Origin of the sequence: Pararhizobium capsulatum DSM 1112 (assembly GCF_030814475.1) — a bacterium.
GTDB classification, from domain to species: domain Bacteria; phylum Pseudomonadota; class Alphaproteobacteria; order Rhizobiales; family Rhizobiaceae; genus Pararhizobium; species Pararhizobium capsulatum.
Genome location: NZ_JAUSVF010000001.1, coordinates 3,445,801 through 3,472,075 on the forward strand (window position 1 = coordinate 3,445,801; position 26,275 = coordinate 3,472,075).

24 protein-coding genes are annotated in these 26,275 nt (G+C 60.2%); 13 read left to right on the plus strand and 11 right to left on the minus strand.

Translation table 11 applies throughout. The features are described from left to right. Nucleotides 1–14: 14 nt before the first annotated feature. The 3 genes from QO002_RS16660 to QO002_RS16670 all read right to left on the minus strand — a co-directional run bounded on the left by QO002_RS16660 (nucleotide 15) and on the right by QO002_RS16670 (nucleotide 3,183). Nucleotides 15–404 carry a DUF779 domain-containing protein gene (locus QO002_RS16660; protein WP_307231649.1) on the minus strand — a complete coding sequence of 130 codons (390 nt, stop codon included), beginning with the start codon at nucleotides 402–404 and terminating at the stop codon, nucleotides 15–17. A 134-nt stretch (nucleotides 405–538) separates the two neighbouring features. Next, nucleotides 539–2,047, minus strand: a complete 1,509-nt coding sequence (gene adh / locus QO002_RS16665; RefSeq protein WP_307231651.1) for an aldehyde dehydrogenase — start codon at nucleotides 2,045–2,047, stop codon at nucleotides 539–541. Between the two features lie 188 nt (nucleotides 2,048–2,235). Beyond that, nucleotides 2,236–3,183, minus strand: a complete 948-nt coding sequence (locus QO002_RS16670; protein ID WP_307231653.1) for a helix-turn-helix domain-containing protein — start codon at nucleotides 3,181–3,183, stop codon at nucleotides 2,236–2,238. 229 nt (nucleotides 3,184–3,412) lie between these two features. Here QO002_RS16670 and QO002_RS16675 point away from each other — a divergent pair, with 229 nt between their 5' ends. Continuing rightward, on the plus strand, nucleotides 3,413–4,594 hold the full coding sequence (locus QO002_RS16675; protein WP_307233462.1) for a benzoate/H(+) symporter BenE family transporter: 1,182 nt from the start codon (nucleotides 3,413–3,415) through the stop codon (nucleotides 4,592–4,594). A gap of 20 nt (nucleotides 4,595–4,614) precedes the next feature. On the opposite strand, the gene QO002_RS16680 is transcribed toward QO002_RS16675, so the two are convergent. Continuing rightward, nucleotides 4,615–6,687 (minus strand): putative bifunctional diguanylate cyclase/phosphodiesterase, encoded by a 2,073-nt coding sequence (locus QO002_RS16680; protein ID WP_307231655.1) that lies wholly within the window; start codon nucleotides 6,685–6,687, stop codon nucleotides 4,615–4,617. A gap of 327 nt (nucleotides 6,688–7,014) precedes the next feature. Between QO002_RS16680 and QO002_RS16685 the strand changes: the two genes are divergently transcribed. From QO002_RS16685 to pth, 4 genes are all read left to right on the plus strand, one after another. Beyond that, on the plus strand, nucleotides 7,015–7,614 hold the full coding sequence (locus QO002_RS16685; RefSeq protein ID WP_307231657.1) for a 50S ribosomal protein L25/general stress protein Ctc: 600 nt from the start codon (nucleotides 7,015–7,017) through the stop codon (nucleotides 7,612–7,614). Nucleotides 7,615–7,853: 239 nt separating this feature from the next. Then, complete coding sequence (locus QO002_RS16690) at nucleotides 7,854–10,232, plus strand: putative bifunctional diguanylate cyclase/phosphodiesterase (RefSeq protein ID WP_307231659.1); 2,379 nt, start codon at nucleotides 7,854–7,856, stop codon at nucleotides 10,230–10,232. 16 nt (nucleotides 10,233–10,248) lie between these two features. Beyond that, on the plus strand, nucleotides 10,249–10,965 hold the full coding sequence (locus tag QO002_RS16695) for a substrate-binding periplasmic protein (RefSeq protein ID WP_307231660.1): 717 nt from the start codon (nucleotides 10,249–10,251) through the stop codon (nucleotides 10,963–10,965). Between the two features lie 93 nt (nucleotides 10,966–11,058). Further along, nucleotides 11,059–11,772 carry an aminoacyl-tRNA hydrolase gene (gene pth, locus QO002_RS16700; RefSeq protein ID WP_307231662.1) on the plus strand — a complete coding sequence of 238 codons (714 nt, stop codon included), beginning with the start codon at nucleotides 11,059–11,061 and terminating at the stop codon, nucleotides 11,770–11,772. A gap of 199 nt (nucleotides 11,773–11,971) precedes the next feature. Here the strand turns inward: pth and clpS are convergent, their stop codons facing one another. After that, nucleotides 11,972–12,283, minus strand: coding sequence for an ATP-dependent Clp protease adapter ClpS (gene clpS / locus QO002_RS16705; RefSeq protein WP_307231664.1), 312 nt, complete (start codon nucleotides 12,281–12,283; stop codon nucleotides 11,972–11,974). Nucleotides 12,284–12,486: 203 nt separating this feature from the next. Between clpS and ychF the strand changes: the two genes are divergently transcribed. The 4 genes from ychF to QO002_RS16725 all read left to right on the plus strand — a co-directional run bounded on the left by ychF (nucleotide 12,487) and on the right by QO002_RS16725 (nucleotide 16,165). Continuing rightward, nucleotides 12,487–13,590, plus strand: coding sequence for a redox-regulated ATPase YchF (gene ychF, locus QO002_RS16710; protein ID WP_307231666.1), 1,104 nt, complete (start codon nucleotides 12,487–12,489; stop codon nucleotides 13,588–13,590). Between the two features lie 123 nt (nucleotides 13,591–13,713). Beyond that, nucleotides 13,714–15,162, plus strand: coding sequence for a hypothetical protein (locus tag QO002_RS16715; RefSeq protein ID WP_307231669.1), 1,449 nt, complete (start codon nucleotides 13,714–13,716; stop codon nucleotides 15,160–15,162). An 89-nt stretch (nucleotides 15,163–15,251) separates the two neighbouring features. After that, a complete protein-coding gene (locus QO002_RS16720; RefSeq protein ID WP_307231671.1) occupies nucleotides 15,252–15,701 on the plus strand; it encodes a MaoC family dehydratase in 450 nt (149 codons plus the stop codon). Further along, the gene (locus QO002_RS16725) at nucleotides 15,698–16,165 is read left to right on the plus strand and encodes a MaoC family dehydratase (RefSeq protein ID WP_370878510.1); all 468 of its coding nucleotides are present in this window, start codon (nucleotides 15,698–15,700) and stop codon (nucleotides 16,163–16,165) included. The genes QO002_RS16720 and QO002_RS16725 overlap by 4 nt, the downstream gene beginning before the upstream one ends. Before the next feature lie 18 nt (nucleotides 16,166–16,183). Here the strand turns inward: QO002_RS16725 and QO002_RS16730 are convergent, their stop codons facing one another. From QO002_RS16730 to QO002_RS16740, 3 genes are all read right to left on the minus strand, one after another. Beyond that, the gene (locus tag QO002_RS16730) at nucleotides 16,184–17,272 is read right to left on the minus strand and encodes a hypothetical protein (protein ID WP_307231673.1); all 1,089 of its coding nucleotides are present in this window, start codon (nucleotides 17,270–17,272) and stop codon (nucleotides 16,184–16,186) included. Nucleotides 17,273–17,284: 12 nt separating this feature from the next. Beyond that, on the minus strand, nucleotides 17,285–17,830 hold the full coding sequence (locus QO002_RS16735) for an adenine phosphoribosyltransferase (RefSeq protein WP_307231674.1): 546 nt from the start codon (nucleotides 17,828–17,830) through the stop codon (nucleotides 17,285–17,287). A 161-nt stretch (nucleotides 17,831–17,991) separates the two neighbouring features. Next, nucleotides 17,992–18,408: a DUF4168 domain-containing protein gene (locus QO002_RS16740; RefSeq protein ID WP_307231676.1), complete on the minus strand. Its 417-nt coding sequence runs from the start codon at nucleotides 18,406–18,408 to the stop codon at nucleotides 17,992–17,994. Between the two features lie 233 nt (nucleotides 18,409–18,641). Here QO002_RS16740 and QO002_RS16745 point away from each other — a divergent pair, with 233 nt between their 5' ends. Next, nucleotides 18,642–18,827: a DUF1059 domain-containing protein gene (locus QO002_RS16745; protein ID WP_307231678.1), complete on the plus strand. Its 186-nt coding sequence runs from the start codon at nucleotides 18,642–18,644 to the stop codon at nucleotides 18,825–18,827. A gap of 17 nt (nucleotides 18,828–18,844) precedes the next feature. Here the strand turns inward: QO002_RS16745 and QO002_RS16750 are convergent, their stop codons facing one another. From QO002_RS16750 to QO002_RS16760, 3 genes are read right to left on the minus strand one after another with little or no spacing between them, the layout of a single operon-like run. Then, a complete protein-coding gene (locus QO002_RS16750; RefSeq protein WP_307231680.1) occupies nucleotides 18,845–20,095 on the minus strand; it encodes a CCA tRNA nucleotidyltransferase in 1,251 nt (416 codons plus the stop codon). Then, nucleotides 20,092–20,724, minus strand: coding sequence for a CoA pyrophosphatase (locus QO002_RS16755; RefSeq protein WP_307233466.1), 633 nt, complete (start codon nucleotides 20,722–20,724; stop codon nucleotides 20,092–20,094). The genes QO002_RS16750 and QO002_RS16755 overlap by 4 nt, the downstream gene beginning before the upstream one ends. Before the next feature lie 11 nt (nucleotides 20,725–20,735). Beyond that, nucleotides 20,736–21,371, minus strand: coding sequence for a DUF1285 domain-containing protein (locus tag QO002_RS16760; RefSeq protein WP_307231682.1), 636 nt, complete (start codon nucleotides 21,369–21,371; stop codon nucleotides 20,736–20,738). A 159-nt stretch (nucleotides 21,372–21,530) separates the two neighbouring features. Here QO002_RS16760 and QO002_RS16765 point away from each other — a divergent pair, with 159 nt between their 5' ends. Genes QO002_RS16765 through QO002_RS16775 form a run of 3 tightly spaced genes read left to right on the plus strand, consistent with a single transcriptional unit; the run spans nucleotide 21,531 to nucleotide 26,272 of the window. Next, nucleotides 21,531–22,544 (plus strand): AAA family ATPase, encoded by a 1,014-nt coding sequence (locus tag QO002_RS16765; protein WP_307231684.1) that lies wholly within the window; start codon nucleotides 21,531–21,533, stop codon nucleotides 22,542–22,544. Nucleotides 22,545–22,547: 3 nt separating this feature from the next. Continuing rightward, nucleotides 22,548–23,468 carry a DUF58 domain-containing protein gene (locus tag QO002_RS16770; RefSeq protein WP_307231685.1) on the plus strand — a complete coding sequence of 307 codons (921 nt, stop codon included), beginning with the start codon at nucleotides 22,548–22,550 and terminating at the stop codon, nucleotides 23,466–23,468. Continuing rightward, on the plus strand, nucleotides 23,465–26,272 hold the full coding sequence (locus QO002_RS16775) for a DUF4159 domain-containing protein (RefSeq protein WP_307231688.1): 2,808 nt from the start codon (nucleotides 23,465–23,467) through the stop codon (nucleotides 26,270–26,272). Before QO002_RS16770 ends, QO002_RS16775 begins: the two co-directional genes overlap by 4 nt. Nucleotides 26,273–26,275: the final 3 nt, after the last annotated feature.

Consider the following 26,275-nt stretch of genomic DNA (forward strand, 5'->3'; position numbering starts at 1 on the left):
ATTCGAGCGAGCCTTCAGCCCCGTTTGACCAACGGAATGGCGCAGGCTTCACCGCCATCGAACATTCGCGAGCGCGTCAGGAAACGCCGTTCGCGGCCGTTGTCCAGCGAGAACATCCCGCCCCGGCCCGGCACGACATCAATGATCAGCTGGGTGTGGCGCCAGACTTCGAACTGGCTGGCGCTGATATAGACCGGCACGCCGCCGATCTCACCGAGCTTCACATCACGATCGCCGACAATGTAGTCGTCCGCCGGATAGCACATCGGCGACGAGCCATCGCAACAGCCGCCCGACTGGTGGAACAGGATGTCAGGGTAGTCTTTGCGAATTTCGTCGATAAAGGCCAAGGCCGCATCGGTTGCAACGACACGAGGTTGTCCGTCGATTGTATCGGTATCCATTTTTTTTTGCTCCAAGCATAAAGCGCCCTCCCCCCGCAGGGCACGGGGAGAGGGTCGGGCTGAGGGGCTTGAGAGGAGATGCCAGCAGCGCTCCTCGGCCAATATTCGAACACCCTTGGCGGGGAACGACGTCCTCAGAAGAAACCGAGCGCCTTCGGGCTGTAGCTCACCAGCATGTTCTTCGTCTGCTGATAGTGGTCGAGCATCATCTTGTGGGTTTCGCGACCGATACCCGACTGCTTGTATCCGCCGAAGGCGGCATGAGCAGGATAGGCATGGTAGCAATTGGTCCACACGCGACCGGCCTGGATGTTGCGACCGAACTGATAGCAACGGTTGGCTTCGCGGCTCCACACGCCGGCACCGAGGCCGTAGAGCGTGTCGTTGGCGATTTCGAGCGCTTCGGCATCGTCCTTGAAGGTCGTGACGGACACGACCGGCCCGAAGATTTCCTCCTGGAAGACGCGCATCTTGTTATGGCCGCGGAACACCGTCGGCTTGACATAGTAGCCGCCGGCCAGATCGCCTTCGAGCGTGTTGCGCTCGCCGCCGATCAGAACTTCTGCTCCCTCCTGGCGTCCGATATCCATATAAGACAGGATTTTCTCAAGCTGCTCGGAAGAGGCCTGCGCACCGATCATTGTTGCCGTGTCGAGCGGATTGCCCTGCTTGATCGCGGCCACGCGGGCAATCGCCTTTTCCATGAAGCGGTCGTAGATCTTCTCATGCACCAGCGCGCGGCTCGGGCATGTGCAGACTTCACCCTGGTTGAGCGCGAACATGGCAAAGCCTTCGAGCGCCTTGTCGAGATAGTCGTCGTCCTCGTTCATCACGTCGGCAAAGAAGATGTTCGGCGACTTGCCGCCCAGTTCCAGCGTGACGGGGATGAGGTTCTGGCTGGCGTACTGCATGATCAGCCGGCCGGTCGTCGTTTCGCCGGTGAAGGCGATCTTGGCGATGCGCGGGTTGGAGGCCAGCGGCTTGCCGGCTTCAAGACCGAAGCCATTGACGATGTTGAGCACGCCACCCGGCAGGAGATCGCCGATCAGTTCGGCCCAGACGAGGATCGAGGCCGGTGTCTGTTCGGCAGGCTTCAAGACGACGCAGTTGCCGGCAGCAAGCGCCGGTGCAAGCTTCCACGCGGCCATCAGGATCGGGAAATTCCAGGGAATGATCTGGCCGACGACACCGAGCGGCTCATGGAAATGGTAGGCAATCGTATCGTGATCGATCTCGCCGATCGAACCTTCCTGGGCACGGACGCAAGATGCGAAATAGCGGAAATGGTCGATGGCGAGCGGAATGTCGGCCGCCATGGTTTCACGCAGTGGCTTGCCGTTGTCCCAGGTTTCGGCGCGCGCCAGAAGGTCGAGATTGTCTTCCATGCGCTGGGCGATTTTCATCAGGATGTTGGCGCGTTCGGTGGCCGAAGTGCGGCCCCACTTGTCCTTGACCGCATGCGCGGCATCGAGCGCCAGCTCGATATCGGCCGCCTCTGAGCGCGCAATCTGGCAGATCACGCCGCCGGTGACGGGGGTTATGTTGTCGAAATAGCGGCCGCTGACCGGCTCGCGCCATTCTCCGCCGATGAAGTTTCCGTACTTCTGCTTGAACGGGCTTTCGACGATCTTCTGGTGCAACATCTGTTTTCTCCTCCAATACAGATATTCATCATCTGTACGAGAGAGACTGCGCCTGAAGAACAAATTGCGATAGCCGTAAACAAGAAGCGAACGGCAGCTTCTGTTTCAGAATTGAGACATGGGAATTACAGCATCCATGCTGCAGCGCCGCAAACACAGGTGCAATCGCAGCAAATTCCGTCAGAGCTCTACTCTACGGAAAGCTTTTTCATCTTTCTGTAGAGCGTTGCACGGCTGATGCCGAGAATGTCCGCGGCCTGGGAAACATTGCCCCGCGCGCGCGACAGAACCCGGCGCAATGCCGCCCGTTCGGCATCCAGAAGATCCCCACCGTTAGAACTGCGATCCTCGTGCAGCAGATCTGCGGCGGGGACGCCGGCAGCAATCCTGCGATCGTCGAGACCCAGCGTCTGGCGCGCCGCGCGGGTGGCGCCAAGCACCAGATCGTCGCGGTCGATCGCAAGCAACGCAGGCGTGCTCTTTCCCTCCGAGGACACAAGCAAAATGCGCGCGCCGTTAAAGGCACGGCGGAAGAGATTGGCTTCGATGCGGCTGGCAGCATCCCGCACCGCCTGTGAGAGAATGAGAACCGCCATGTCGTTGACATCGTCGCGGCAGGTCGAGATATCGATCGCCGCTGTGATCCGCCCGAGATGATCGCGGATCGGTGCGGTGGCGCAGCTTAAGCCGGTATTGGCGCTCAAAAAATGCTGGTCGCGGTGGATGACGACGGCACGTTCATCGGCAATCGCCGTTCCGATACCGTTCGTACCGACACTCGCCTCGCTCCAGACGGTGCCGGACCAGAGACCGAGCCCCCGAAAATCCTTGTCGTCGCCGACCGCACCGCGCCGCTCCAGGGCAACGCCGCGCTCATCGGTCAAAAGAAGGCAGCATCCAGCCTTGCCAACCGTCAGGAAAAGACGGTCAAGCTCGTCCCGGGACTCTTCGATGATGTGGCCCGAACGCTCCCTTGCCTGCAGAAACTCAGCTTCCGTCAGGCGCCAGGGCGTACGCTGCTCTTCCGGAGAAAGGCCATGAATGGTCATGCAGCGGCGCCACGAGGCAGCGACCGGCGAGCTGGCTGCAGCTGACAGCTGCTGTGCAACGGCATTGACGTGATCGGAATGGTTCATCCGCTCTCCTCCCTGAGGGCTGACGCAGGCCGTCAGTATAGGCGTATTCTTGATGGAACGTCCACCAGCACGAAAGTCGATGGTTACGCTTGCAGCAAAAGATTCTGTAGTCGCATGCACCGACAAGGCGAAATTCGCGCAACGGCGCTTGTGCAGGCATTATTCCAGCGCGCGGGGTTTTGCAGTAGGCAATGTGTCACACTCCTCAACCGGTGATTCCTTGAAGCCCATGATCCGCGACTTTTCCCTTCAAGCCCTGTTCATGGGCCTGCTCACAGCCTTCGTCGGGTTTGCCAGTTCTTTTGCGGTGGTTCTGCACGGGTTGACGGGTGTCGGCGCCACGGAGGCGCAGGCAGCGTCCGGGGTGATGGCGCTGTCGATCGCCATGGGCGTCTGTGCCATCGTCCTTTCGGTCGCCACGAGGCTGCCGGTATCGATCGCCTGGTCGACACCGGGTGCGGCGCTGCTGGCGAGCTCCGGTATCCTGCCGGGCGGCTTCAACGTCGCTGTCGGCGGCTTTGTTGTCTGCGGCGTTCTGATCGTGGCCGCAGGCTTGTGGAAGCCGCTGGGGCGCATGGTCGCCGCCATTCCCGCAGCCCTTGCAAACGCCATGCTCGCCGGCGTGCTGATCGGACTTTGTTTTGCCCCGGTGAAAGCAGTCGCCTTCAATCCCCTGCTCGGCTTACCGATCGTCCTGGCCTGGGTGATCGTCGGTGCAATCAACAGGCTCTTTGCCGTGCCGGCAGCCCTCCTCGCCTTCGCGCTTGTGCTTGCCTTCGGCATCGACATGCCCACCGACGCGCTGGCCCGCGTTTTCGGAACACTTGTTCCCCACGCCGAGTGGATAGTACCGTCCTTCACGCTTGCGGGTCTTGTCAGCATCGCCCTGCCGCTCTTTGTCGTGACCATGGCATCGCAGAATATTCCCGGCATCGCCGTCCTGAAAGTCAACGGCTATGAGCCGCAGCCAGGACCGTTGTTTGCCACGACGGGTATCTTTTCGATCCTGAGTGCCCCCTTCGGCGGTCATGCGGTCAATCTCGCCGCCATCACCGCCGCCATGTGCGCCGGCGAAGACGCCCATCGCGATCCCGCGCGCCGCTATTGGGCCGCCATCGTTGCCGGTGCCGGCTATATCGCCTTCGGATTGCTCGCAGCAACGGTCACGGCCTTCGTGAGCCTCGCCCCGAAAATCCTGATCGAAGCGGTAGCGGGTCTCGCCTTGGTAGGTGCCTTTTCGGGATCGGCCATGGCCGCTTTCAAGGAGCCGGAAAGCCGGGAAGCGGCGGCCGTCACATTTCTGGTGACAGCATCCGGCGTCAGCTTTGCAGGAATATCCGGTGCGTTCTGGGGACTGTTGTCAGGCGGGCTGATGCTGGTGCTTGCCCGCTTCACCTCGCGCAAGAAATAGATTGGCCTAGCTCCTCACACTCAAGCAGCTGCGCTGCTGGGTTTGGCGTTCCGATCTTCGTCTTCCCCGGCGTCTCCGTTCACCACATGATCGAGGTCGCTGAGCGGCATTGGCTTGCCGAACAGATAACCCTGCACCTCCATGCAGCCTTCCTTCCGCAGGAAGTCCATATGGGCTTCGTTTTCAACGCCTTCGGCCAGCACGGGGATATCCAGACTCTGGGCGAGGATGATCGTCGAGCGTACTATTGCCGCGGAATGCCGGTTGCGCGTGACGCCGCCGATGAAGGCCCGATCGATCTTGATCTTGTCGAAGGGGAAGTTCTGCAGCGTGGAAAGCGAGGAATAGCCCGTTCCATAGTCATCCATGGCGATGCGTACACCGAGCGCCTTCAGCTGCCGGATGATCTGCAAGGCATGCTGCTGGTCGGCAATGATGCCCGACTCGGTGATTTCCAGCTCGAGGCGGGATGCGTCGAGACCGCTTTCGCGCAGGATTTCCTTCACCCGTGCTGGAAGATTGACATCGGCAAGCTGCGCCGGCGCGACGTTGACGGCGATCTTGAGCGGCCGTTTCCAGGACGCTGCCTCGATGCAGGCGGTACGCAGGACCCAGTCACCGAGTTCATGGATGAACCCGTTCTTTTCCGCGATCGGAATGAACTCCACGGGCGACACCATGCCGCGTACGGGATGCTTCCAGCGCAACAGAACCTCAAGGCCAACGACATCGCCGGTCATCGAATTGTTCTGCCTTTGGTAGTAGAGTTCAAACTCGTTGCGTTCGATGCCGTTTCGCATATCCATGGCCAGCAGCGCACGATCACGCGCAGCAACGTCCATTGAGGGTTCATAGAAGCAGACCATGCGATTACCGGCAGCCTTGGAGCGATACATCGCGAGATCGGCCTGGGCCAGCAGCTCCTCCGGTGTTCTGGCATCTTCCGGGTAAAGTGCGATGCCGACACTCGTGCCGACAAGAAGCGTATTGCCATCCCACTCGACCGGTTTGACGATTTCATGGGTCAATCTGTCGGCAAAAGCCCGGATATCGCTTTTGAGAAAGCAGTTTCGGGTCAGCGCGACAAACTCGTCGCCGCCGATACGGGCCAGAAACTCGCCCTCATCGAGAATAGCAGTCATACGTTCTGATACCGTCCGCAAAACGGCGTCTCCGGCCGCATGGCCGTGGACATCATTCACGTCCTTGAACCTGTCGAGATCGAAGGACAGCACCGCAAACTTGGCATTGTCGGCTTTCTGTCGGCGAACACGCTCACCCAGGTAGTCATTCAGGGCGGCTCTGTTCGGCAACCCTGTCAATGGATCGTGCAGCGAAAGATAACGAAAGCGCTCTGCGGCAATCTGGGAAGAGTGCATGTCGATCACATAGGTCGAGGCACCGAGACCGAGCATGACCCCCATCAGCGCGAGCACGATAATGATCAGCACATTGTCGGGTATCATGGCGGTGGGAATGGTGACCAGATCCGCCGGAAGGATCGTGATCGCGCTCATGCCGGTGAAATGCATGCCGGTGATGGCCAGGATCAGCGCCACGACGGCACCATGCTTGCAGAACCGCGTCACCGGACGGGCGATGCGGTTTGCCGACACGGCGCCGAAGACAACACCGATCACAATCGACGCAGCGTAGGTGCTGTAATCCCACTGCAGCACGCCCATGATCTGGTAAGCGGCCATGCCCATATAGTGCATCAAGGCAATACCGCCGCCGACAATGGCACCCCCGAGCTCTATCGTCGGCCCGGTCTTGCGCATGGCGGTCACCAGGAACCCGAGCGTCGTCATACCGATGGCGGCAGCGAGTGACAGCATGGTCAGCGTCGGCTCATAGGCATGCGGCAAGGATGACTTGTAGCTCAGCATCGCAATGAAATGCGTCGTCCAGATCGTCGATCCGCCGATAATGCCGCTCATGAACAACCAGTTTATCTTCTGCAAGCCCTCCGTGCGCCGCACGCGGGCATAGAGCCTCATTGTGAGAACCGACCCCAGGACACAAACAAGAGCGGCCAGCGCAACCAGGCCGTAATCGTGATCCATAGCGATGCAGGAGAGTACCGTGAGCATAAAACACCCATATTGAAGACGGCGGCACCATCCCATGTGGGCTTTAAGATACTTTAATGATGGGAAATTTGTCGGTTGCGAAGGTTAGTAACTGATAAAATATCACGCATGACGTGCACACCATTAAAAGAGATCACGCATTCCGGGATTTTCGGGCATTTTCTTGCGCCGGCCGGGTTGCTTGCATTTCCAGGCATTCTCGGTTAAAGACGCGCGTCCGCGCAGACACCCTTGGAGGCAAACGCGGATGGGACCTCACGGTCTCAGGTCCATCCGGCACATATCATATGTGGATGGGCTCTCCAAAAACACCAGAAAGGTAATGCCATGAGCCACGCATCATACGAGCTCAAGGCCGAAACGCGCGAACGGGTTGGTAAGGGGTCCTCCCGTGAACTTCGCCGCAACGGCCTTATTCCTGCTGTCATCTATGGCGACAAGCAGACTCCGATTTCCATCGCCCTCTCCACGAAGGAAGTCACCCAGAAGATCCATGCCGGCGGTTTCATGACCACCGTTGCAACGATCGACGTCAACGGCGAAAAGATCCGTGTCCTTCCGAAGGACTACCAGCTGGATCCGGTCCGCGACTTCACCATGCACGTCGACTTCCTGCGCGTTTCTGCGGATTCCCAGGTCACCGTCGAAGTTCCGGTTCACTTCATCAACGAAGAGAAGTCCCCGGGCATCAAGACCGGCGGCGTTCTCAACATCGTTCGTCACGAAGTTGAACTGCATGTATCGGCAGACGACATTCCGGAATTCATCACTGTCGACCTGACCGGTCTGAAGGTTGGCGACGGCGTTCACATTTCGCATGTCAAGCTGCCGAAGGGCGCGACCCCGGTCATCGCTGACCGTGACTTCACGATCGCCACCATCGTTGCTCCGGCAGCCGGCCTTTCGGCGGAAGCTACCGAAGAATAATCGGACCCCAATTCGATATGAAAACCCGCCATGCTCGAAAGTTGCCCCGGCAATTCGCGAGCATGGCGGGTTTTTTATTGCCTGCAGGCGACAAAGCCTCTGATTACAAAGTTTGATCTGCGAATTTTAGCAACATTTAAGATTTCTGTGATGTGTTGTCCGTGGGGGATTGAACCGGCCTAGCGCGTACGAGAATCCTATATGACATGTGACACCCGAAACACGATCGGATGCATACGATGATGCATTCTGTCGAGAACCGCTTCATTGCGATCGTCTGCGGCGCCGTCCTGGTTTTTGTCGCGCCCCTCATCGTTCTGTTTCTCACACTGTCATCGGAACGTGTCGCACGCGAACGTCTCACCAACACGCAGGTGCTGATGAAGACCGGTGCGGAGGCACTGGGAAAACCGCTTTGGGATTTCGATACCGACGGCGTCAAGCAGATTGCCCGCGCGCTGATCGCCGGTGAAAACGTGCTGGCGGTCCATGTCCGCGACAGTTCCGGAACGATTTCCGTTCGCATTCCCGACGGGCCGCTCAATGTTTCCGAAACCGACTACACGGTCCTTTCAAGCGATATTCAGTACAGCTCGCAGGACGGAGAACGCCGCGTCGGCTCTGTCGAGATCTGGGTCGAAGAACCGGGGCTGATTTCCCGTTTCAGCCGAGACGAAATCAGCGTCTTCCTCATTCTGGTTGTTGCCGTCACCATCGTCTTCGCAGCTGCGATCTTCAGCAATCGCATCACCGTCATCAAGCCGCTGATGCGTTTGACGGCCGCCATCGAGGCGACCCGCCGCCTGGGCTCCCGTCATCAGGTAGACTGGAACTCGGACGACGAGATGGGCACGCTCGCCCAGAACTTCAATGAAATGCAGACGCGCCTTGAGCAGGAACAATCCGAGCTGAAGCTGGCACATGGTCGTGCATCGAATATCTACAACAAGACGCCGGCTATGCTCTTTTCGCTGGATACCGCCAACGACATTACTGCCGTCAGCGATTACTGGCTGGTCGCCACGGGATACCGCCGCGAAGAGGTCATCGGCCGCGCCTTTACCGATTTCGTCGATGAACATTGGCATGAAACCTACAAGGCTCGCCGCGTCAGCCCGGGAAATAGCGGCATCTGCGAAGTGACCGTGCCGTTTCGCAAGTCGAACGGCGAGATGATGATCGTGCTGATCCTGGAAATGCGCAACTTCGTCAGCGACGATGTCGGTGGCGTTTCGCTTTCGGTGATGACCGATGTTACTGCGCTCAAGCAGGCAGAGAGCCGCAACCATGCGCAGGCGATCACCGACCACCTGACCGGGCTGCTCAATCGCCAGGGTTTTGAAGCCGCACTTGACGAGGGCATCAAGGATGTCGATGCAAAAGCCATGCAGCTCGCCTGCATCTTCATCGACCTCGACCGCTTCAAGTGGATCAACGACAATTTCGGCCACGCGGCCGGTGACGAAGTGCTGCGTCAGGTCGTTGCCCGCATCAAGACGACGCTGAGACCCGGCGACGCCATGGCCCGCCTTGGCGGCGACGAGTTCGCGATCCTGGTCAGCGCCGAAAGCGTGTCGGATCTTGCGAGCGAAATCGGCGAGCGGATTTGCGATTGCCTGAATGAGCAGATCATCGTCGAGGGTGCGGACCTTTCCGTCACCGCCAGCATCGGTATCGCTCTTTATCCCGACCATGCGGCCAATGCCGCCGATCTGCTGCTGAAGTCGGACATGGCCATGTATACGCGCAAGCGCGATGGCAAGAACGGCATGCTGGTGTTCGACAATTCCATGCTCGACACGGCGCGCGAGCGTCACGAGATCGAGCAGTATATCGAAGCCGGCCTCAAGGAAGACTGGTTCGAAGCCTATCTGCAGCCGATCGTCAGCCTTGGCGATGGGCGCATTGCCGGCTTCGAAGCCCTGATGCGGCTCAATCACCCTGAAAAGGGCATTCTGGCGCCAGGCAAGATCATCGGTATCGCCGAAGAAACCGGGACCATCGGCCGGATCGGCGATCGTGTGCTGGAAAAGGCGATCTCGCACCTCGCCCGCATCAGCAAGCTCGAGGGAACGGAAGCCACCTATCTTGCCGTCAACTTCTCCCCACTGCAGTTCGAACTCACCCTGCCCCACAAGCTGGCAGCCCTGCTGCTCAAGCACCATATCGCCCCAAGCCGGATCGTCGTGGAAATCACCGAGGCGGTGCTGATGCTCGACAACCCGGATGTCCACGCCGTCCTGAAACAGCTCAGCGAATTCGGCTGCCGCATTGCGCTCGATGATTTCGGCACCGGCTACTCGTCCCTGAGCTATCTCAACCGTTTCCCTGTCAATATCGTCAAGGTCGACCAGTCCTTCACCCGGTCACTCAGCACAGGCACCAATGACGTTCGCCGCAAGAGCCGCATGCTGATCAAGGGCATTCGCACCATCTCGCATCAGATGGGATGCTCCGTGGTTGCCGAAGGCATCGAGACGACGGAACAATGGGAATTCCTGCGCAAGCTTGGCGTCGATTACGGCCAGGGGTTTCTGTTCAGCAAACCCATGCCGATCGACAACATGCTGACGATGCTTGAAATGAATTCCGAAGCGAAGAGCAACACGATCGCCTGACGGGCGGAGGGCATGCATGAAACGCATATTTTTCGCGCTCGCATTGAGCTTTCCGGCTATCGCGCAGGCAGAACCACTGAAACTGCTTACAGAAGAATATCCGCCCTACAATTTCACCAGCAACGGCGCCATCACCGGCGCCTCGGTGGAACAGGTGCGATTGATGATGAAGGCGATCGACGCGCCCTTCGAGCTTGAAATACTGCCCTGGGCTCGTGCTTTTGCCCGCGCCAAAAACGAAGACAGCACCTGCGTCTTCACGACGGGTCATGACGACGAGCGCGACAAGCGGTTCAAGTGGATCGAGCCGCTGCTCATCGACAAGATGGTGATGGTTCGCAAGGCCGGCTCCGGCATTGATCCTCTCACCATCGAAGCTGCCAAGCGCTTTACCATCGGCACCCAGCGCGACGATTTTTCCTATAGCTTCCTGACTGCCAATGAGTTTCCAAAGATCGATCTCGCTGCCGATATGGAAGCAACGCTGAAGAAGCTGCTCAACAACCGCATCGACCTGATGATGACATCGGAAAAGACATTCGAAGCCATGAAGGCTCAAGGCAAGGGCGTGGAGCCGGCCCTCGTGCTCGGCGGCAAGCGTTATGGCCTCGCCTGCAATCTCTCGGTTCCGGACGCGCTCATCGGCAAGATGCAGAAAGCCCTCGAGGATCTGATCGCAGATGGCACACAGGACCGGATCTCCGCCGACTACGGTCTACGTCCCAACCGGTGAGCCGCACGGGCAAAAATCTGAAAAACGCCTCTTCCGGCGTTGACTTGCGCATCTGCCCGCCGCATCTGAGGTCAAACATCTTGGAGAGTGTCCGTGCAGATTTTTGCAGGCCTTGGCAATCCCGGTAGTAAATACGCCGGCAACCGTCACAACATCGGCTTCATGGGCGTCGATGCCATCCAGCGTCGGCACAGTTTTTCGCCGTGGTCGAAGAAGTTCAAGGCCGAGATTTCCGAAGGTGAGCTCGGTGGCGAGCGGGTGCTTCTGATGAAGCCGCAAACCTTCATGAACCTTTCCGGCGAAGCAGTCGGAGAAGCCATGCGCTTCTACAAGCTGGAGCCAAAGGATATCGTCGCGATTTACGACGAACTCGACCTCCTGCCGGGCAAGGCGCGCATCAAGACCGGCGGTGGCCATGGCGGCCACAACGGCATCAAGTCACTGGATGCCCATTGCGGCAGGGACTATCGCCGCCTGCGCCTCGGGATCGGACATCCCGGCTCCAAAGAGCAGGTGCACAATCATGTGCTGGGGGATTTTGCCAAATCCGACCAGGTCTGGCTTTCTCCCCTGCTCGATGCACTGGCTGATAACGCCGAGATGCTCGCAAAGGCCGAGGATTCACGGCTGATGAACAAACTGGCCCTTGCCATCGGCGGCAAGCCGGAAGCCGAGGCTCCGGCGCCCAAGCCGGCGGGAAAGTCGCATATCCATCAGGCGAGAAATCACCAGCAGCCGAAGATATTGCCGACGACCGGACCAATGGCCGAGATGCTGAAGAAGATGTTCGGCAACAAGGGTGAATGATGGCCTCCCTCTTCTCCCCAGCGGGGAGAAGTGCCGAGCGCGTGCGAGGCGATGAGGGGGGCTTCGCCACGAATTCAGAGCCCATCGGCCCCCTCATCCGGCGCTTCGGGCCACCTTCTACCCGCTGGGGAGAAGAGGGAGAAAGCCGCTCAACTCCAGATTCCCTTAGAGCGGAATAGACCCTGAAAGCTCGTGAATCCTACTCCTCCGGCTCTGTCGTAAACATCAGCGGGAAACCCGCCTCCTTGCCGAGATCGGTCGCTTCCTTCGCCTTGGTCTCGGCAATATCCTGGGCGCAGATGACAATCACGCACGAGCCGAGCTTGTGAGCGGTCATCATGATGCGATAACCGGCTTCCTCGCTCATGTGGAAGACAGCCTTCAATACCAGCGTCACGAATTCGCGTGGCGTGTAATCGTCATTGAGCAAGATCACCTTGTGAAGCTTGGGCCGCTCCAGCTTGGGCTTGATCTTCAATTTCGGTTTGAGATCGGTTTCGTTGTCGCTCATCGTGGAGGCACCCATGGATGAAGAACTGGCGGACGAACACGCGAAAGTCTGCCCCGATCTCACTCTGATCGCAAGAGTGGGCCCATCACAAGGTGCGTGAAATGCCCATTCGTCCAAACTTTCCGGCCACCACCCTTGACCTTGCCATGTCCTATCCCCCATAGGCAGGTCAAAGATTTTCCAGAATAGACGGACGACAGGCCATGGGCTTCAAATGCGGTATCGTCGGACTGCCGAATGTCGGCAAGTCCACTCTCTTCAACGCACTGACCAAAACGGCGCAGGCGCAAGCGGCAAACTACCCGTTCTGTACGATCGAGCCGAACACCGGCGAAGTCGCCGTGCCGGATCCGCGCATGCGTGCGCTGGCCGACATAGCCAAGTCCAAGGAAATCATCCCGACCCGCATTTCCTTCGTCGATATCGCCGGCCTCGTGCGCGGCGCCTCGAAGGGTGAAGGTCTCGGCAACAAGTTCCTTGCCAATATCCGCGAAGTCGATGCGACGGTGCATGTGCTGCGCTGTTTCGAAGACGACGATATCACCCACGTCGAAGGCCGCATCAACCCGGTCGGCGATGCAGAAACCATCGAAACCGAGCTGATGCTCGCCGATCTGGAGAGCCTGGAGCGCCGCACCGAGCAGACGCGCAAGCGCGCTGCTTCCAAGGACAAGGAATCACTGACACTGCTGCCCGTCATGGACGCTTCCTTGAAGCTGCTGAACGAAGGCAAGCCGGTTCGCACCCTGCTGCCGACGCTCGACGCCGAGGAGCGCGATATACTCAAGAGCCTCAACCTTCTGACCGCGCATCCGGTGCTCTACGTCTGCAATGTCGCGGAAGCCGACGCCGCAACCGGCAACGCCCACACGAAGGCCGTTGAAGAGATGGCTAAGGCGCAGGGAGCCGAAACCGTTATCATTTCGGCAGCGATCGAATCCGAGGTTGCCCAGTTGCCTGAAGAGGAAGCCAAGGAATTCCTGGAAGCTCTAGGTCTTCACGAAGCCGGCCTCGACCAGTTGATCCGCGCTGGCTACAAGCTGCTCGACCTGATCACCTATTTTACCGTCGGCCCCAAAGAGACGCGGGCCTGGACGATTTCGCGCGGGACCAAGGCACCCGCTGCTGCCGGGGTCATCCATACGGATTTCGAACGCGGCTTCATCCGCGCTTTCACCATCGCCTATGACGACTATATCGCCTTCAAGGGTGAAACTGGTGCCAAGGAAGCTGGTAAGGCCCGCGACGAAGGCAAGGAATACGTCGTCCAGGACGGCGACGTGATCCACTTCCGTTTCAACACCTGATCGATATCCGATAGCGAAATCGATATCCGATAGCAAAAAAAAGCTTTTGCGGCCCGTGGCGCTTGCCGTGCCGGGCGGTTTTCATATCTTCCGTCAAACAGAATCTGATGGAGAACACGTTTCATGCGATCACTGGCCGCTGCCCTCGTTTTACTCGCCGTCCCCCTTCAGCCGGCGATCGCAGCGGATATCAGCTATGAGGGCGCAACTGCTCTCGAAAAGAAACTGACCACCTACATTCCCGAAAACTTCGTCAAGGACGGCCTGATCAAGGTGCGTCCCGGCACCACCGATTACGAAGTGATCTTCGATCCGAATGTCCTGCTGAAGGACATTAATCCGGTTGACGTTACCGTTACCGGGCTGAAGCCGCTGCTCTCGCTGGTGCGCCCGCTGGAAGACGGGCTGTGGAGCTTCGCCCAGGACGCCGACCTGGACGTCAAGGGCACGTTTACCGTCGGCCCGGAGAAAACCGACTTCACCTACCGCATCGACAAGATGCACAGCGACGGCGTGGTCGATCCCGACCTCCTCTACTTCAAGTCCCTTGCCATGAAGGCCGATGGCCTTGCCTTCACGTCGAAATCGCCGAAGCAGACGATTGAGGCCTACTTCGCGAATATGACCGGCACCCTGAATGCCACGCGCGAAGGAGCGGACACAGTCGATGTACGTTCCAATTCGACGCTCGGCGCCTTTACCGAGGCAGTCACGGACGACAAGAACACTCGCGTCGACATTGCGGCTCAGAGCATTATCGCGGATGCCGCCGTCAATGGTCTCCGTTATAAACCGCTTCAGGAAATTGTCTTCTTCGTCCTCGACCGGGCGCGTCAGCAGAAACTGACGAGCGAAGAAGAAATGCGACTCAAGAAACTCGTTCGCTCCAATCTGCCCTTGTTCGATCAATTGCTGGAAACGATCGAGTTTGCGGGCCTCAGGGTTGCCACGCCGCAGGGCGAGTTCGGCGCCGAAAGTGCCCGCTACAACATTTCCGCCGACGGACTGCGTGATGGTGCCTCCTTCAGCTTCGGTTTCGGTGTCGAGAAACCAACCACGCCGCCGAACCTCGTTCCCATAGTCTACCGGCAGGCGATCCCGGAAAGCCTCGATTTCGAGATCGGCGTGAAGGATGTCAATGTCGCGAGCGGTCTCAACTACTTCCTGGACAACGCCAGTTTCACCGCCGAAAAGCCGCTGACCGACGCCCAATCCGCTGAACTGGGCAGGGTTATCCTCCCGGATGGCGCATTGCATCTGACCTACAAGAACGTCTCCGCACGCTCCTCGATCTACGACGTCACATTGACCGGCGAAACCACTGTTTATCCGGAACTCAAGGGTCGCCAGAAGACGGATGTAACGATCGTCGCCCACGATTTCGACAAGACCGTCTCCTATCTGCAGGACAACGCGAAGGCTGTTCCCCAATACGGTCAGGCCGCGTTCGTCCTACTGATGATCAAGGGCTTTGCGAAGGAGACCGCAGACGGCGGCCAGAGCTGGCGGCTGGAGATCGATGAAAATAACCGGATGAAGGTCAACGGCCGCGACATGGCTATTCCTCACTGAAAAACCGTCCATCCCGCCTTGCGGCTTCCGGGTTGCAACCAGCTCCTATCGGCTTTATCCGGTTGGAACGGAACGGGTGGGAGAAACGCATGCTTCATTTCGAGGACTTTTCACCGGGCCGCCGGTTTGACTATCTTCCACGACCGGTGCAAACGGCCGAAATCGTCGCCTTTGCACGTGAATTCGACCCGCAGCCCATGCATCTCGACGAGGAAGCAGGCAAGAAAAGTATTCTCGGCGGCCTTGCTGCTTCCGGCTGGCATACCAGTTCCATCGGCATGCGCATGATGATCGACGCCTTTCTCGGCGATTCCACCTCGCAAGGTTCGCCCGGCATCGAGTTCATGGACTGGAAGCGCCCCGTGATCACCGGTGACATATTGTCCGGCTACAGCATTGTGCTCGACGCCCGCCCCCTCCGCTCGAAACCCGGACTTGGCGTCGTGCGGTTCCGCAACGAGATCGTCAACCAGCGCGGCGAGACGGTTGCCGTTTCCGAATGCCCGATCATGTTTCGGATGCGGGAGGCCGGCCAATGACCATGGAGACGCTTTATCGCGACAAGGGCAAAACCCTGATCGGCGAGGTCACATTCAAGGCTGACGATATCATCCGCTTTGCCCGCGATTACGATCCGCAACCCTTTCATCTCGACGCCGAAGCCGCGAAATCGTCGCTGCTTGGCGGGCTCTGCGCTTCCGGCTGGCATACGGTCGCCGGCTGGATGAAGTGCTTCGTGCCCTATTGGATAAGGGAAATGAAGCGGCTGGGACGCGAAGGCGTTGATGCCCCGAAACTTGGTCCGTCTCCCGGATTTCGCAACTTGCACTGGCTGAAGCCGGTCTATGCCGGCGATACCATCCGCTATTACACGACATTCCTGGAAAGCAAGGAACTCGCTTCCCGTCCCGGTTGGCGGATCAACACCATCCTGAACGAGGGCGAAAACCAGAAGGGCGAAGCCGTTATCCGTTTTGAGAGCAAGGTGATCGAGTTTCCCTGAAGCCCAAAGCATCCTGCATCACAAAGCGGGATGCAGGTAGGCCTTGATCATGTCGGGCAAGGGGCGGATCGTCAGGCGGCGAAGCGACTGCCAGAAGACGCCGATGGACAGAACCACAATTCCGACGAGGAGCACTGTAACGGAAGCGTAGTCGCTGAGCACGGCCTGACCACGCGACAGGATCGTCCAGATCGCCAGCCCCAGCGAAACAAGTCCAGAGGTGACGAAGGCGCGGCGATCGATCACCAGCCCGATGGCCATGAAGACAGCCACAATCAGGACCACCGTGATCGCATGAAAGAGCGTGCTATCGTTCCACCAGTCGCCCGACAGTTTTTTCAGAAAGACGAACGAAAGCATTGCGTAAAGCAGCATCGGCGCGGCCGCGAGATGCATCCAGAAGGCCACGTCCGACAGCCGCGTCCGGCGATGCGGGTCCGACACGTCGTAAGCCATTGCCACCCCGAAGACGGCAAGCGCAAACACCAGGAAAACGCCGGCTGAAAGTGTGCTGTAGTCGATCAGAAGATTGGCCGACCCCGTCACCTTCTCGAGCACGGTGAAGACGAGGCACATGGCAAACGCCGCCAACGACAGGAAGAGCAGCGACAGGGCCAGCGGCACGCGGTAGCGCCAATAGAAAACACCCAGTGCCACGGCTATGACGGGTAGCACCTTCAGGCCTTCTGTAAAGACGGGACCGGCGCCCTCGTCGATCAGGAGCGCCGCCGCGATCGCCGTCGCCTGAACCAGCGCCAACGTCAGGACGACCGCAGGCAAAGCCAAGCGCTGCCGCCGAACCAGGATTTCCGCGAGAAGCAGGACAGCCGGGAAAACGGCGAAAGCGCTTCCCAGGCCCCAGACACCGACAAGCGCCACGACGACGCCGATCGTGATGAGGATGTCGTGAAAACCCCTGACGAACCGCGGCTGTTCGCTATCCTCGGCAAGGCGCGCATCCGTCAGGACATCATGCTCGTCGGCCTCGACCGGCGATACACTCGAGATCCCTCTCTCATTGAGATAGGGCTCCAATGCCAACGCCTGATCGGCCGTGATGATACCGTCTCCGGCTGCGGCGGTGAGTGCCGATTTCAGCGATGTCATTGCTGTCTCGCCTCAATGACCGTCGAATTCGACGAGGGTGAGGACTTCGACGCCGAGCGCTTCGAGTTTCTTGCGGCCACCGAGTTCCGGCAGATCGATGACAAAGCAGGCGGCGATGATCTCGGCACCCATTTGCTGGAGAAGTTTGGTGGCGGCCTCGGCCGTGCCGCCGGTGGCGATGAGGTCATCGACGAGGATCACCTTTTCACCAGGCTTGATCGCGTCGCGATGCATCTCCATCTCATCGACGCCGTATTCGAGGCTGTAGGCGATGCGCACCGTGTCGTGCGGCAGCTTGCCCTTTTTGCGGATCGGAACAAAGCCGGACGACATCTGGTGGGCCATGGCGCCGCCGAGGATGAAGCCGCGTGCTTCGACACCGGCGATCTTGTCGATCTTCTGGCCGGCAAAGGGATGAACCAGTTCATCGATCGCCCGGCGGAAGCTGCGGGCATTGCCAAGCATGGTGGTGATATCGCGGAACATCACGCCCGGTTTCGGATAATCCGGGATGTTGCGGATGGAAGCGATCAGATCCTGCTTAATCGAAGAGCTCATGGTATGCCTTTGCGCGACGTCTCTTTTAGGAAGCGCCAGCCATAGCACCAAACGGCTCGAATTTTATAGCCCTTTCTCCGATCCCGCCCGTGCAATACAGCCTTCGCCACGCAGCGTCGCAGATAAACGGGACAGGGCACAAGGCCCCGTCCCGCCCGTGTTTACTTGGCAGGCGACGTCTTCAGTTTCTCCTGCACCTTGCGTGCCACTTCCGGGTTGGTCTGCGCAGTGCTGACGATCGTCTTGTATTCTTCGACGGACATGCCCGGCGAATTCTGGACGGCATCGATCATCTGCTTGTTCGCTTCGTTCTGCAGTTTCTGGCGCGAGGTCGCATTCTTCTCGGCACCGATCTTGGCCGCATAGGTCTGCCGAACGCTATCGACTTTCAGATAGGCCACGGCAAAGGCTTCAAGCTTCTGATCGCTGATGGCGGCAGGCGCGCCGGTTTGTATCTGCGGTGTCGTTTGAGGTGATGTCGCCTGGGGTTCTGCTGCCCCTTGCGCGAAGGCGGGTGTGCTGACGACGATCAGGCTCCAGGCTGCGGCGGTGAGTGCCGCGATGGGCATGTGGGCCATAGGCTTTCCTTCCTTTTGGTCATTTCCAGCCCCGGCGCAAAACTTGGCGACCGATCGGGCGAGAATGTGACCCCGAAAAGGGCATTACAGGGCCATTGAAGGGCCATCCTCGGGCAGCGCGGTCGAGACCGATGAGAAAGAAGGAACCAATTCGGCGGTTTTCAGGTTATGATGACAAGCGCCCCGCGGCCTTTCGGCTCTGGGGCGGGACGCCCCATGGAAGGAGGAAAATCATGAGATTGTTTGAATGCGGTTCTCTGGTTCCCGGCTGCGACTGGCATACCCGGGCAGATAGCGACGCCGAAGTGGTGCGCCGCGCGGTCGAACACATGCGCCAGGCTCACGGAGAAACCCTCATCCGCGAAAACATGGTCGACAACATCAAGATGCGGATCGTCGAGGAAACCAAAGCAGCCTGAGGCCGCCTCTTTCAGCCTCAGATCATGGCTTTCAACCGGGCGACAAGCGTTGCCCGGTCAGCATTGAAATTGCCATCGACCCAGCCGTCTTCCAGCCTCTGCAAAAGCTCCCCCACACGCGGCCCGGCCGGGACGCCTGCCTCCAGCACATCGGCACCGCTCACCGGCAAAACCGGCTTCTCCCAAGCCTCAGCCCGCGCAAGCAACCGCTTCAGGCGCGCGGTTTCAGCAAGAAGCGAAAGATCGCCTTCTGTCTTCTGACGAGTAACGGCGGCGGCGAGCTTAAGACGGGTGACAAGACCTGCAGCACCGTTACGGTAAAGCATGCGATCGAACGCGGTATCGGCAATCGCAGCTGGGATCGTCGGCGACGCGGCCCAAGCCGCAAAGAATGCCGTCTCTGCCTTCGACACACGCAATCTCTTTGCCATCTCGGCAAGTCGTTCCGCATTCGGTGGAACGATGGACGCCAGCCGCAGAAGCGGATCGGGCTTCCAGCCGAAAGCGCGCTCGGCCGCGATCAGGCCAGGAATGGCATCAATGCCCCATTTTTCGCTTTCCGGCACAACCTCCGTCAGCACACCGGCCTGCCGCATCCAGAGCAGCGCCCGGCCGGGGTCCTCGGCCGAAAGCAGCTTTTTCATCTCGGCCCAGACCCGCTCGGCCGAAAGACCGGAAAGTTTCGAGCGTGCACGGGCGCAGGCTCTCAAACCATCCGCATCAGGTCGACCAGACCCGTACCAGGCGAAGAAACGGAAGAAGCGGAGCACGCGCAGATAATCTTCCGCCACCCGTTTTTCGGCCTCGCCGATAAAGCGCACGGTGCGGCTTTCGATATCGGCAAGGCCACCCACCAGGTCGATCACTTCACCTGCAGCATCAGCATAAAGAGCATTGATCGTCAGGTCGCGCCGCTCCGCATCCACCTTCCAGTCGGTGCCGAAGGCAACTTCGGCGTGACGGCCATCGGTTTCGACATCGCGGCGCAAGGTGGTGACCTCAAAGGGCTTGCCGTCGATGATCAGCGTGACCGTGCCATGCTCGATGCCGGTCGCAACCGCCTTGATACCGGCCGTGCTCGCCCGCGCCATCACCTCCTGCGGCAGCAGCGTCGTCGCCATGTCGATATCGCTGGCCTGAAGGCCCATCAGGCTGTTGCGCACCGCGCCACCGACCACCCTGACCTCACCGCCATCGGCATTCAGAAGATCGAAGACGCGCCTGAGCGCGGGCGCCGAAAACCAGGCCTCGGCGGCAACGGATGTCATGCGTAAAGCCTTTCGTAGAGCATGCGGATAATGCCGGCGGTGATACCCCAAATGTTCCGTTCGCCATAGGGCATGCGATAGAATTGGCGTTCGCTGCCCTGCCACGTCGCCCGGCCGCGACCGTGGTTGCGCGGGTTCATCAGGAAGGAGAGCGGCACTTCGAAGGCGGCATCGACCTCCGTGGGATTGAGCGTCAGGTCAAAACCCGGCTCCACCACCGCCAAAATGGGAGTGATGCGAAACCCTGACATCGCCATATAGGACGGCAGACGCCCCACCGTCTCGACAAAACGGCGATCAAGGCCGATCTCCTCCTCCGTCTCGCGCAAAGCTGCACGCTCAGGCGTATCGTCGCCGGGATCGATGGCGCCGCCGGGAAAAGCCACCTGCCCCGAATGCTTGCGCAACGTCGAGGTGCGCTGGGTAAGGATGACCCGCGCATCGTCGCCATCGTCTATGACCGGGATCAGGACCGCCGCATCCCTGAGTTTCAGGGCTTCGACCAAGGGCACGAAATCAGGATTGAGCAGGAAATCGCCGTGTTCGCGCCAGGCATCCTCTGCCTGACTGCCCTGCTGGTTTAGCGCACGGCGGCGAAAATCAGTCGCGGAAAAATCAGCAGGCGACACAAGCGGCTCGCTCACGCCGAAAGCGCCTCAAGTTCGGCCGCCGGCATGATTGGGAACAACACGCCCCCCGACCGCACGCAAAACATCACGACGCCATCGACCTCGGCCTTCTCGCCAAGCTCCACCATCTCATACATCACGGCCCGCGAAACCAGCGCTTCCAGCCGCCCACGCACGTGCAGATAGGGCTTCAACTCGCGGTTTTCGCCATGGATGACGAACCGCAATGCATGATGGGCACCGGCCTCCACGACATCGCCGGCATTGGTGCGGAAAGTAAGCAGCTGCTCGCCATCCTTTTCCGTCACGCTCATTTCGACGGCGATGAACGGCGCATCGGCGATACGGATGCCGAGTTTTTCCACAGGTGTCACGAGATAGGTCTTGCCGTCCTCGTCCTTGCGCAACACGGTCGAGAACAGTCGCACCAGCGGCTGCCGGCCGATCGGCGTTCCCATGTAGAACCAGGTACCGTCAGAACGGATTTCCATGTCGATATCGCCGCAAAACGGCGGGTTCCAGCGGTCTACGGGCGGAAGCCCCTTGGCTCCGCTGTTGACCTGACCCGCCGCTCTCGCGATCATCTCGGCCAGTCCGGCCGCGTCGCCAGCTCTGGCGTTTGTGTGATTTGCTTCTATTTCTGCCATCGTTCGGTCCCGATTGGCCCTATTCTTGCCTGTTCAAAGTCTCGCTCACGAGATAGTGCGCCTAGGGCGTCTTGTCAGCCGCTGACCGGAGCATAGATTGAAAATTGAAGACGGAAAGATCGTATTCGTCGATTCGACCGACCGGCAGGGAGACAATAGATGGGTGTAATGAAGACCTCGGACAAGCTGGTCGATGAAAAGATGATCGTCGCGTCCGCTGAAAAGGCCCTCGCCGACATCGCGATCATCCACAAGGAAGTCGGCAAGGTGATCTTCGGCCAGGAAAGCGTCATCGAGCAGACGCTACTGGCCGTCTTGTCCGGAGGCCACGCGCTGCTGGTCGGCGTTCCCGGCCTCGCCAAGACAAAGCTGGTGACGACGCTGGCAACCGTGCTGGGGCTCAATTCCAGCCGCATCCAGTTCACGCCCGACCTGATGCCATCCGATATTCTCGGCTCCGAGGTCATGGACCAGGACGAGAACGGGCGACGCTCCTTTCGCTTCGTGGCGGGACCGATCTTCACCCAGCTGCTGATGGCCGACGAAATCAACCGCGCCAGCCCGCGCACGCAATCGGCCCTGCTGCAGGCGATGCAGGAATATCACGTCACCGTCGCTGGCCAGCGCAATGACCTGCCGCAGCCGTTCCACGTTCTGGCCACCCAGAACCCGCTGGAGCAGGAAGGCACCTATCCTCTTCCAGAAGCCCAACTCGACCGTTTCCTCATGCAGGTCGATGTCGGCTATCCGGAACTTGCGGCCGAACGGCAGATCCTGCTTGAGACGACCGGCCTTGACGAAGCGGAGGCAAATCCAGTTCTCGATGCCGCCAGACTTCTGGATATCCAGCACCTGATCCGCCAGATGCCCGTCAGCGAGAAGGTGGTGGATGCCATTCTGTCGCTGGTGCGCTCCGCAAGACCGGGCAATGGCAACGCCGCCACCGACAAGAACGTCGCCTGGGGCCCAGGCCCGCGCGCTGGCCAGTCGCTGATGCTCTGCGCCCGTGCCCGCGCACTCTATGACGGCCGGCTTGCACCTTCTATCGACGATATCGTCGCCCTTGCCGAGCCTGTCCTGCAGCATCGCATGGCGTTGACGTTTGCAGCCCGCGCCGAAGGCATGTCGGTGCGCGATGTGATCTCCAGCCTCGTCAATCAGATCAAGGGATAATGAATGGCCTCGATCGGGCAGATCGTCGAGCGTACCCCTTCGGGCGAGGTGCTGTCGCGAGCGCAGATGCGCGCACGGCTCATTCCCGATTGCATGGTCGAGGCAAAGCGCATCGCCAATACCGTCATCTCCGGCTGGCATGGTCGGCGCAAGCGCGGCATCGGCGAAAATTTCTGGCAGTTCCGGCCCTATAGCGACGGCGAAAGCCTGACGCGCATCGACTGGCGCCGCTCCGCACGCGACGACCATACCTATGTGCGCGACCGGGAATGGGAAGCGGCCCACACGATCTGGCTCTGGGCTGATCTCTCGCCCTCGATGATGTACAAATCCCGCTTCGGCACCGTTTCCAAGGAGAGCCGCGCGCTGGTCGTCATGCTGGCGCTGGCGGAAATTCTGGCGCGCTCGGGTGAACGGATCGGATGTCCCGGCGTCATGGAACCGCTGTCCGCCCGCAACGCCGCGGAACGGCTCGCCACCGCGTTGATGCACACGCCGCTCTCCGGTGGCCTGCCAGACACCGGCATGATCCGCGGCTGGAGCGATCTGGTGCTGATCGGCGACTTCCTCGACCCCGCCGATGAGATCATGGCGCGGCTCGGGCCGCTTGCTCGGCGCGGCATGCGCGGCCATGTCGTTGAGATCGCCGATCCCGCGGAAGAGACATTCCCTTATGCAGGCCGCACGGAATTCACCGATCCCGAGACCGGCGACAAGCTGACCGCCGGCCGTGCCGAAATCCTGGCCGAAGACTACCGCCGTGCCTATCTCGCGCGCCGCGATACGATGGGCACGGATCTCCGCCACATGGGCTGGACCTTCACGCCCCACCGCACCGATCATCTCGCCTCCGAGGCGCTGGTCGCGGTGCATATGTACCTTTCCGGCATGCCGGCGCGAGCGACACATGGGGGGCAGCTATGAGCTTCCTGTCGCTCTTTTTCGCCAATCCGATGATGCTTGCGGCGCTTGTCGCGCTACCCGCAATCTGGTGGCTCCTGCGCCTGACGCCGCCGAAGCCGGTGACCGAGGCCTTCCCGCCGCTGCGCATTCTTGCAAGCGTGCTGAAGCGCGAGGAAACGCCGTCGAAAAGCCCGTGGTGGCTGACGTTGCTGCGTATGCTGATGGCCGCCGCCGTCATCCTCGCCATCGCCGATCCGGTTCTCAATCCCCGCGCGAATACGCTGTCCGGTAGTGGCCCTCTCGTTCTCTTCATCGACAATGGTTGGGCGACTGCTCCGGACTGGGAGCGTCGGGTCAACACGATCGATGCCCTGCTGTCCGATGCCGAAAGCCGCGATGTTCCCGTCTCCGTGGTCTTCACCGCTGACCGTGAACAGAACGCCGTACCAATATCCCCGGCCGAGGCCCGCAACCGCCTTGCCGCCGCCGCACCCCAACCGCTGACGCCTGACAGGAAAGCCGCCTTCGCAGCACTTTCGGCAGCATTAAAGGGCTCCGCGCCCGGAACTGTCGCCTTCCTTTCGGATGGCGTCGCGTCCGGCGAAAACGACGTGATGGCTGATCTCGCCTCGCTCGCGCCTGCCGAGTTGCGGCTCATTGGCGGCAATCCCGAAGCCGTCGCCATCACCGCGTCCACCAACGAAGCGGATGCCATGTCCATATCCGTCAGTCGCCTTGATACGGCGGGCGCACGCGTTTTGCCGTTGACGGCCTATGATATCAGAGGACGCGCCATTTCCAGCGGAACCGTGTCCTTCAATGGTGGCGAGGCGACAGCGAAGGGCTCCATCGCTGCCCCGTTCGAACTGCGCAACGATTTCTCCCGCATTGGTATCGACGGTCAGGCAACGGCGGGCGGAACGTTCCTGCTTGACGACGGCTTCCGCCGCAGGCGCGTGGCGCTGCTGAGCGGTGAAGCCCGCGACCAGTCGCAGCCACTGCTCTCGCCGCTCTATTATATAAACCGGGCGCTGGCGCCCTATGCCGATCTCGTTCAGCCCAACGAAGCCGATCTGGCCGTGGCCATTCCCGAGCTTCTGTCGCAAAAACCGTCCATGCTGATCATGGCCGACATCGGCCGCCTGCCGGAAGAAACATACGCACCGCTTGGCAAGTGGATCGACAACGGTGGCACGCTGATCCGCTTTGCCGGCCCGCGCCTTGCCGCAGCCCCGGCAGATGATCCGCTGGTGCCGGTGACGCTGCGCCAGGGCGAGCGCGCGCTTGGCGGCGCGCTGTCCTGGTCCGAGCCGCAACCGCTTGCCGACTACCCCGCCCTCAGCCCGTTCGCCGGCATGCCCAAGCCGGAAGGCATCCTCGTCAAGCGTCAGGTTCTCGCCGAACCGACGGCGGATCTCTCCTCGCGCACCTGGGCAAGCCTTGCCGATGGGACGCCGTTGGTGACCACCAAGACCCAGGGCACGGGCCGCATCATCCTGTTCCATGTCAGCGCCGAAGCGACATGGTCGAACCTGCCGATCTCCGGCGCCTTCGTGGAAATGCTGCGACGAAGCGTGCAACTGTCTCGCAGCGGCGGTGTCGCAAGTGAAGGCGCGCCGAGCGGCCAGACACTGGCGCCCTACCGCTTGCTCAATGCCAATGGCGTTCTTGTCGGCGAGACGGCGCGTGCCCGTCCACTTGAGCCGAAGGCAGGTGCCGTTCCCGTCTCCGACGCGGAACATCCGCCGGGGCTCTATGGCTCCGAAGAAGGCTTCACGGCCGTCAACCTGCTTCCCGCCGGTGCAGAGCTGAAACCGATCAACACGGAAGGCTTGACTGTCGCCTATACCAGCGAGCCTTTACTCGGCGCGGAAACCGTCTCGTTCAAGCCAGCGCTGTTCACGATAGCGCTCGTGCTTGCGTTTATCGATACGCTCGTCGTGCTGTTCATGGCCGGGACCTTTGCCCGCATCCGCCTGTCGCGCGCCGCGACCGCAGCGGTTTTCTTAGCTGCCGCAACGGTGGCCACAATGTTGCCGGACGCCTCTCGCGCCGATGATAGCAAGCCGGGCGACGACGTGATCCTTCAACGGCTGGACAAGACGCATCTCGCCTATGTCGTCACCGGTGAAGCCGAGGTCGATCGCATTTCCGAGCGTGGCCTGGCCGGCCTCACGGATTTCCTCACCTATCGCACGACGCTGGAGCCCGGCCCGCCGGTCGGCCTCGACATATCCAACGACGAGCTTTCCTTCTATTCGCTCATTTACTGGCCGATATCAGCCAATGCCCCGATGCCGAGTACGCAGGCGATCAGCCGGGTGGATGCCTATATGCGCGCTGGTGGCACGGTGCTCTTCGATACACGCGACCAGTTCAATTCATTGAGCGGCGGCGCGGCAGCCAGTCCCAACGGCGAGCGGCTGCAGGCGATCCTCGCTGACCTTGACATTCCACCGCTCGAACCCGTGCCGACCGACAATGTGCTGACGAAATCCTTCTACCTGCTGTCAAGCTTCCCCGGCCGCTACGCCGGAAGCCCGCTCTGGATCGAAGCCCATCCGGACAGCACCGCTGCAGATGCAGGCCGCCCGGCCCGCACAGGCGATGGCGTTTCGCCAATCATGATCACGGGCAACGACCTCGCCGGGGCATGGGCCATCGACGGCAACGGCGCGCCGCTGCTGCCGACCGTTCCGCCTGACGAAATGCAGCGCGAATATGCCTATCGCGCCGGGGTCAACATCATGATGTACATGCTCACCGGCAACTACAAGGCAGACCAGGTTCACATCCCGGCGCTGCTCGAACGGCTTGGGCAATAGGAG

What these genes read in the sequence shown, in the direction of transcription:
- QO002_RS16735 (WP_307231674.1), bottom strand. Translation starts at nt 17,830, where the DNA reads ATGAGCTCTTCGATTAAGCAGGATCTGATCGCTTCCATCCGCAACATC.
- QO002_RS16740 (WP_307231676.1), bottom strand. Translation starts at nt 18,408, where the DNA reads ATGGCCCACATGCCCATCGCGGCACTCACCGCCGCAGCCTGGAGCCTG.
- clpS (WP_307231664.1), bottom strand. Translation starts at nt 12,283, where the DNA reads ATGAGCGACAACGAAACCGATCTCAAACCGAAATTGAAGATCAAGCCC.
- QO002_RS16750 (WP_307231680.1), bottom strand. Translation starts at nt 20,095, where the DNA reads ATGACATCCGTTGCCGCCGAGGCCTGGTTTTCGGCGCCCGCGCTCAGG.
- QO002_RS16695 (WP_307231660.1), top strand. Translation starts at nt 10,249, where the DNA reads ATGAAACGCATATTTTTCGCGCTCGCATTGAGCTTTCCGGCTATCGCG.
- QO002_RS16660 (WP_307231649.1), bottom strand. Translation starts at nt 404, where the DNA reads ATGGATACCGATACAATCGACGGACAACCTCGTGTCGTTGCAACCGAT.
- QO002_RS16730 (WP_307231673.1), bottom strand. Translation starts at nt 17,272, where the DNA reads ATGACATCGCTGAAATCGGCACTCACCGCCGCAGCCGGAGACGGTATC.
- QO002_RS16775 (WP_307231688.1), top strand. Translation starts at nt 23,465, where the DNA reads ATGAGCTTCCTGTCGCTCTTTTTCGCCAATCCGATGATGCTTGCGGCG.
- QO002_RS16715 (WP_307231669.1), top strand. Translation starts at nt 13,714, where the DNA reads ATGCGATCACTGGCCGCTGCCCTCGTTTTACTCGCCGTCCCCCTTCAG.
- QO002_RS16760 (WP_307231682.1), bottom strand. Translation starts at nt 21,371, where the DNA reads ATGGCAGAAATAGAAGCAAATCACACAAACGCCAGAGCTGGCGACGCG.
- QO002_RS16725 (WP_370878510.1), top strand. Translation starts at nt 15,698, where the DNA reads ATGACCATGGAGACGCTTTATCGCGACAAGGGCAAAACCCTGATCGGC.
- QO002_RS16675 (WP_307233462.1), top strand. Translation starts at nt 3,413, where the DNA reads ATGATCCGCGACTTTTCCCTTCAAGCCCTGTTCATGGGCCTGCTCACA.
- ychF (WP_307231666.1), top strand. Translation starts at nt 12,487, where the DNA reads ATGGGCTTCAAATGCGGTATCGTCGGACTGCCGAATGTCGGCAAGTCC.
- adh (WP_307231651.1), bottom strand. Translation starts at nt 2,047, where the DNA reads ATGTTGCACCAGAAGATCGTCGAAAGCCCGTTCAAGCAGAAGTACGGA.
- QO002_RS16685 (WP_307231657.1), top strand. Translation starts at nt 7,015, where the DNA reads ATGAGCCACGCATCATACGAGCTCAAGGCCGAAACGCGCGAACGGGTT.
- QO002_RS16670 (WP_307231653.1), bottom strand. Translation starts at nt 3,183, where the DNA reads ATGAACCATTCCGATCACGTCAATGCCGTTGCACAGCAGCTGTCAGCT.
- QO002_RS16720 (WP_307231671.1), top strand. Translation starts at nt 15,252, where the DNA reads ATGCTTCATTTCGAGGACTTTTCACCGGGCCGCCGGTTTGACTATCTT.
- QO002_RS16690 (WP_307231659.1), top strand. Translation starts at nt 7,854, where the DNA reads ATGATGCATTCTGTCGAGAACCGCTTCATTGCGATCGTCTGCGGCGCC.
- QO002_RS16680 (WP_307231655.1), bottom strand. Translation starts at nt 6,687, where the DNA reads ATGCTCACGGTACTCTCCTGCATCGCTATGGATCACGATTACGGCCTG.
- QO002_RS16770 (WP_307231685.1), top strand. Translation starts at nt 22,548, where the DNA reads ATGGCCTCGATCGGGCAGATCGTCGAGCGTACCCCTTCGGGCGAGGTG.
- QO002_RS16765 (WP_307231684.1), top strand. Translation starts at nt 21,531, where the DNA reads ATGGGTGTAATGAAGACCTCGGACAAGCTGGTCGATGAAAAGATGATC.
- QO002_RS16745 (WP_307231678.1), top strand. Translation starts at nt 18,642, where the DNA reads ATGAGATTGTTTGAATGCGGTTCTCTGGTTCCCGGCTGCGACTGGCAT.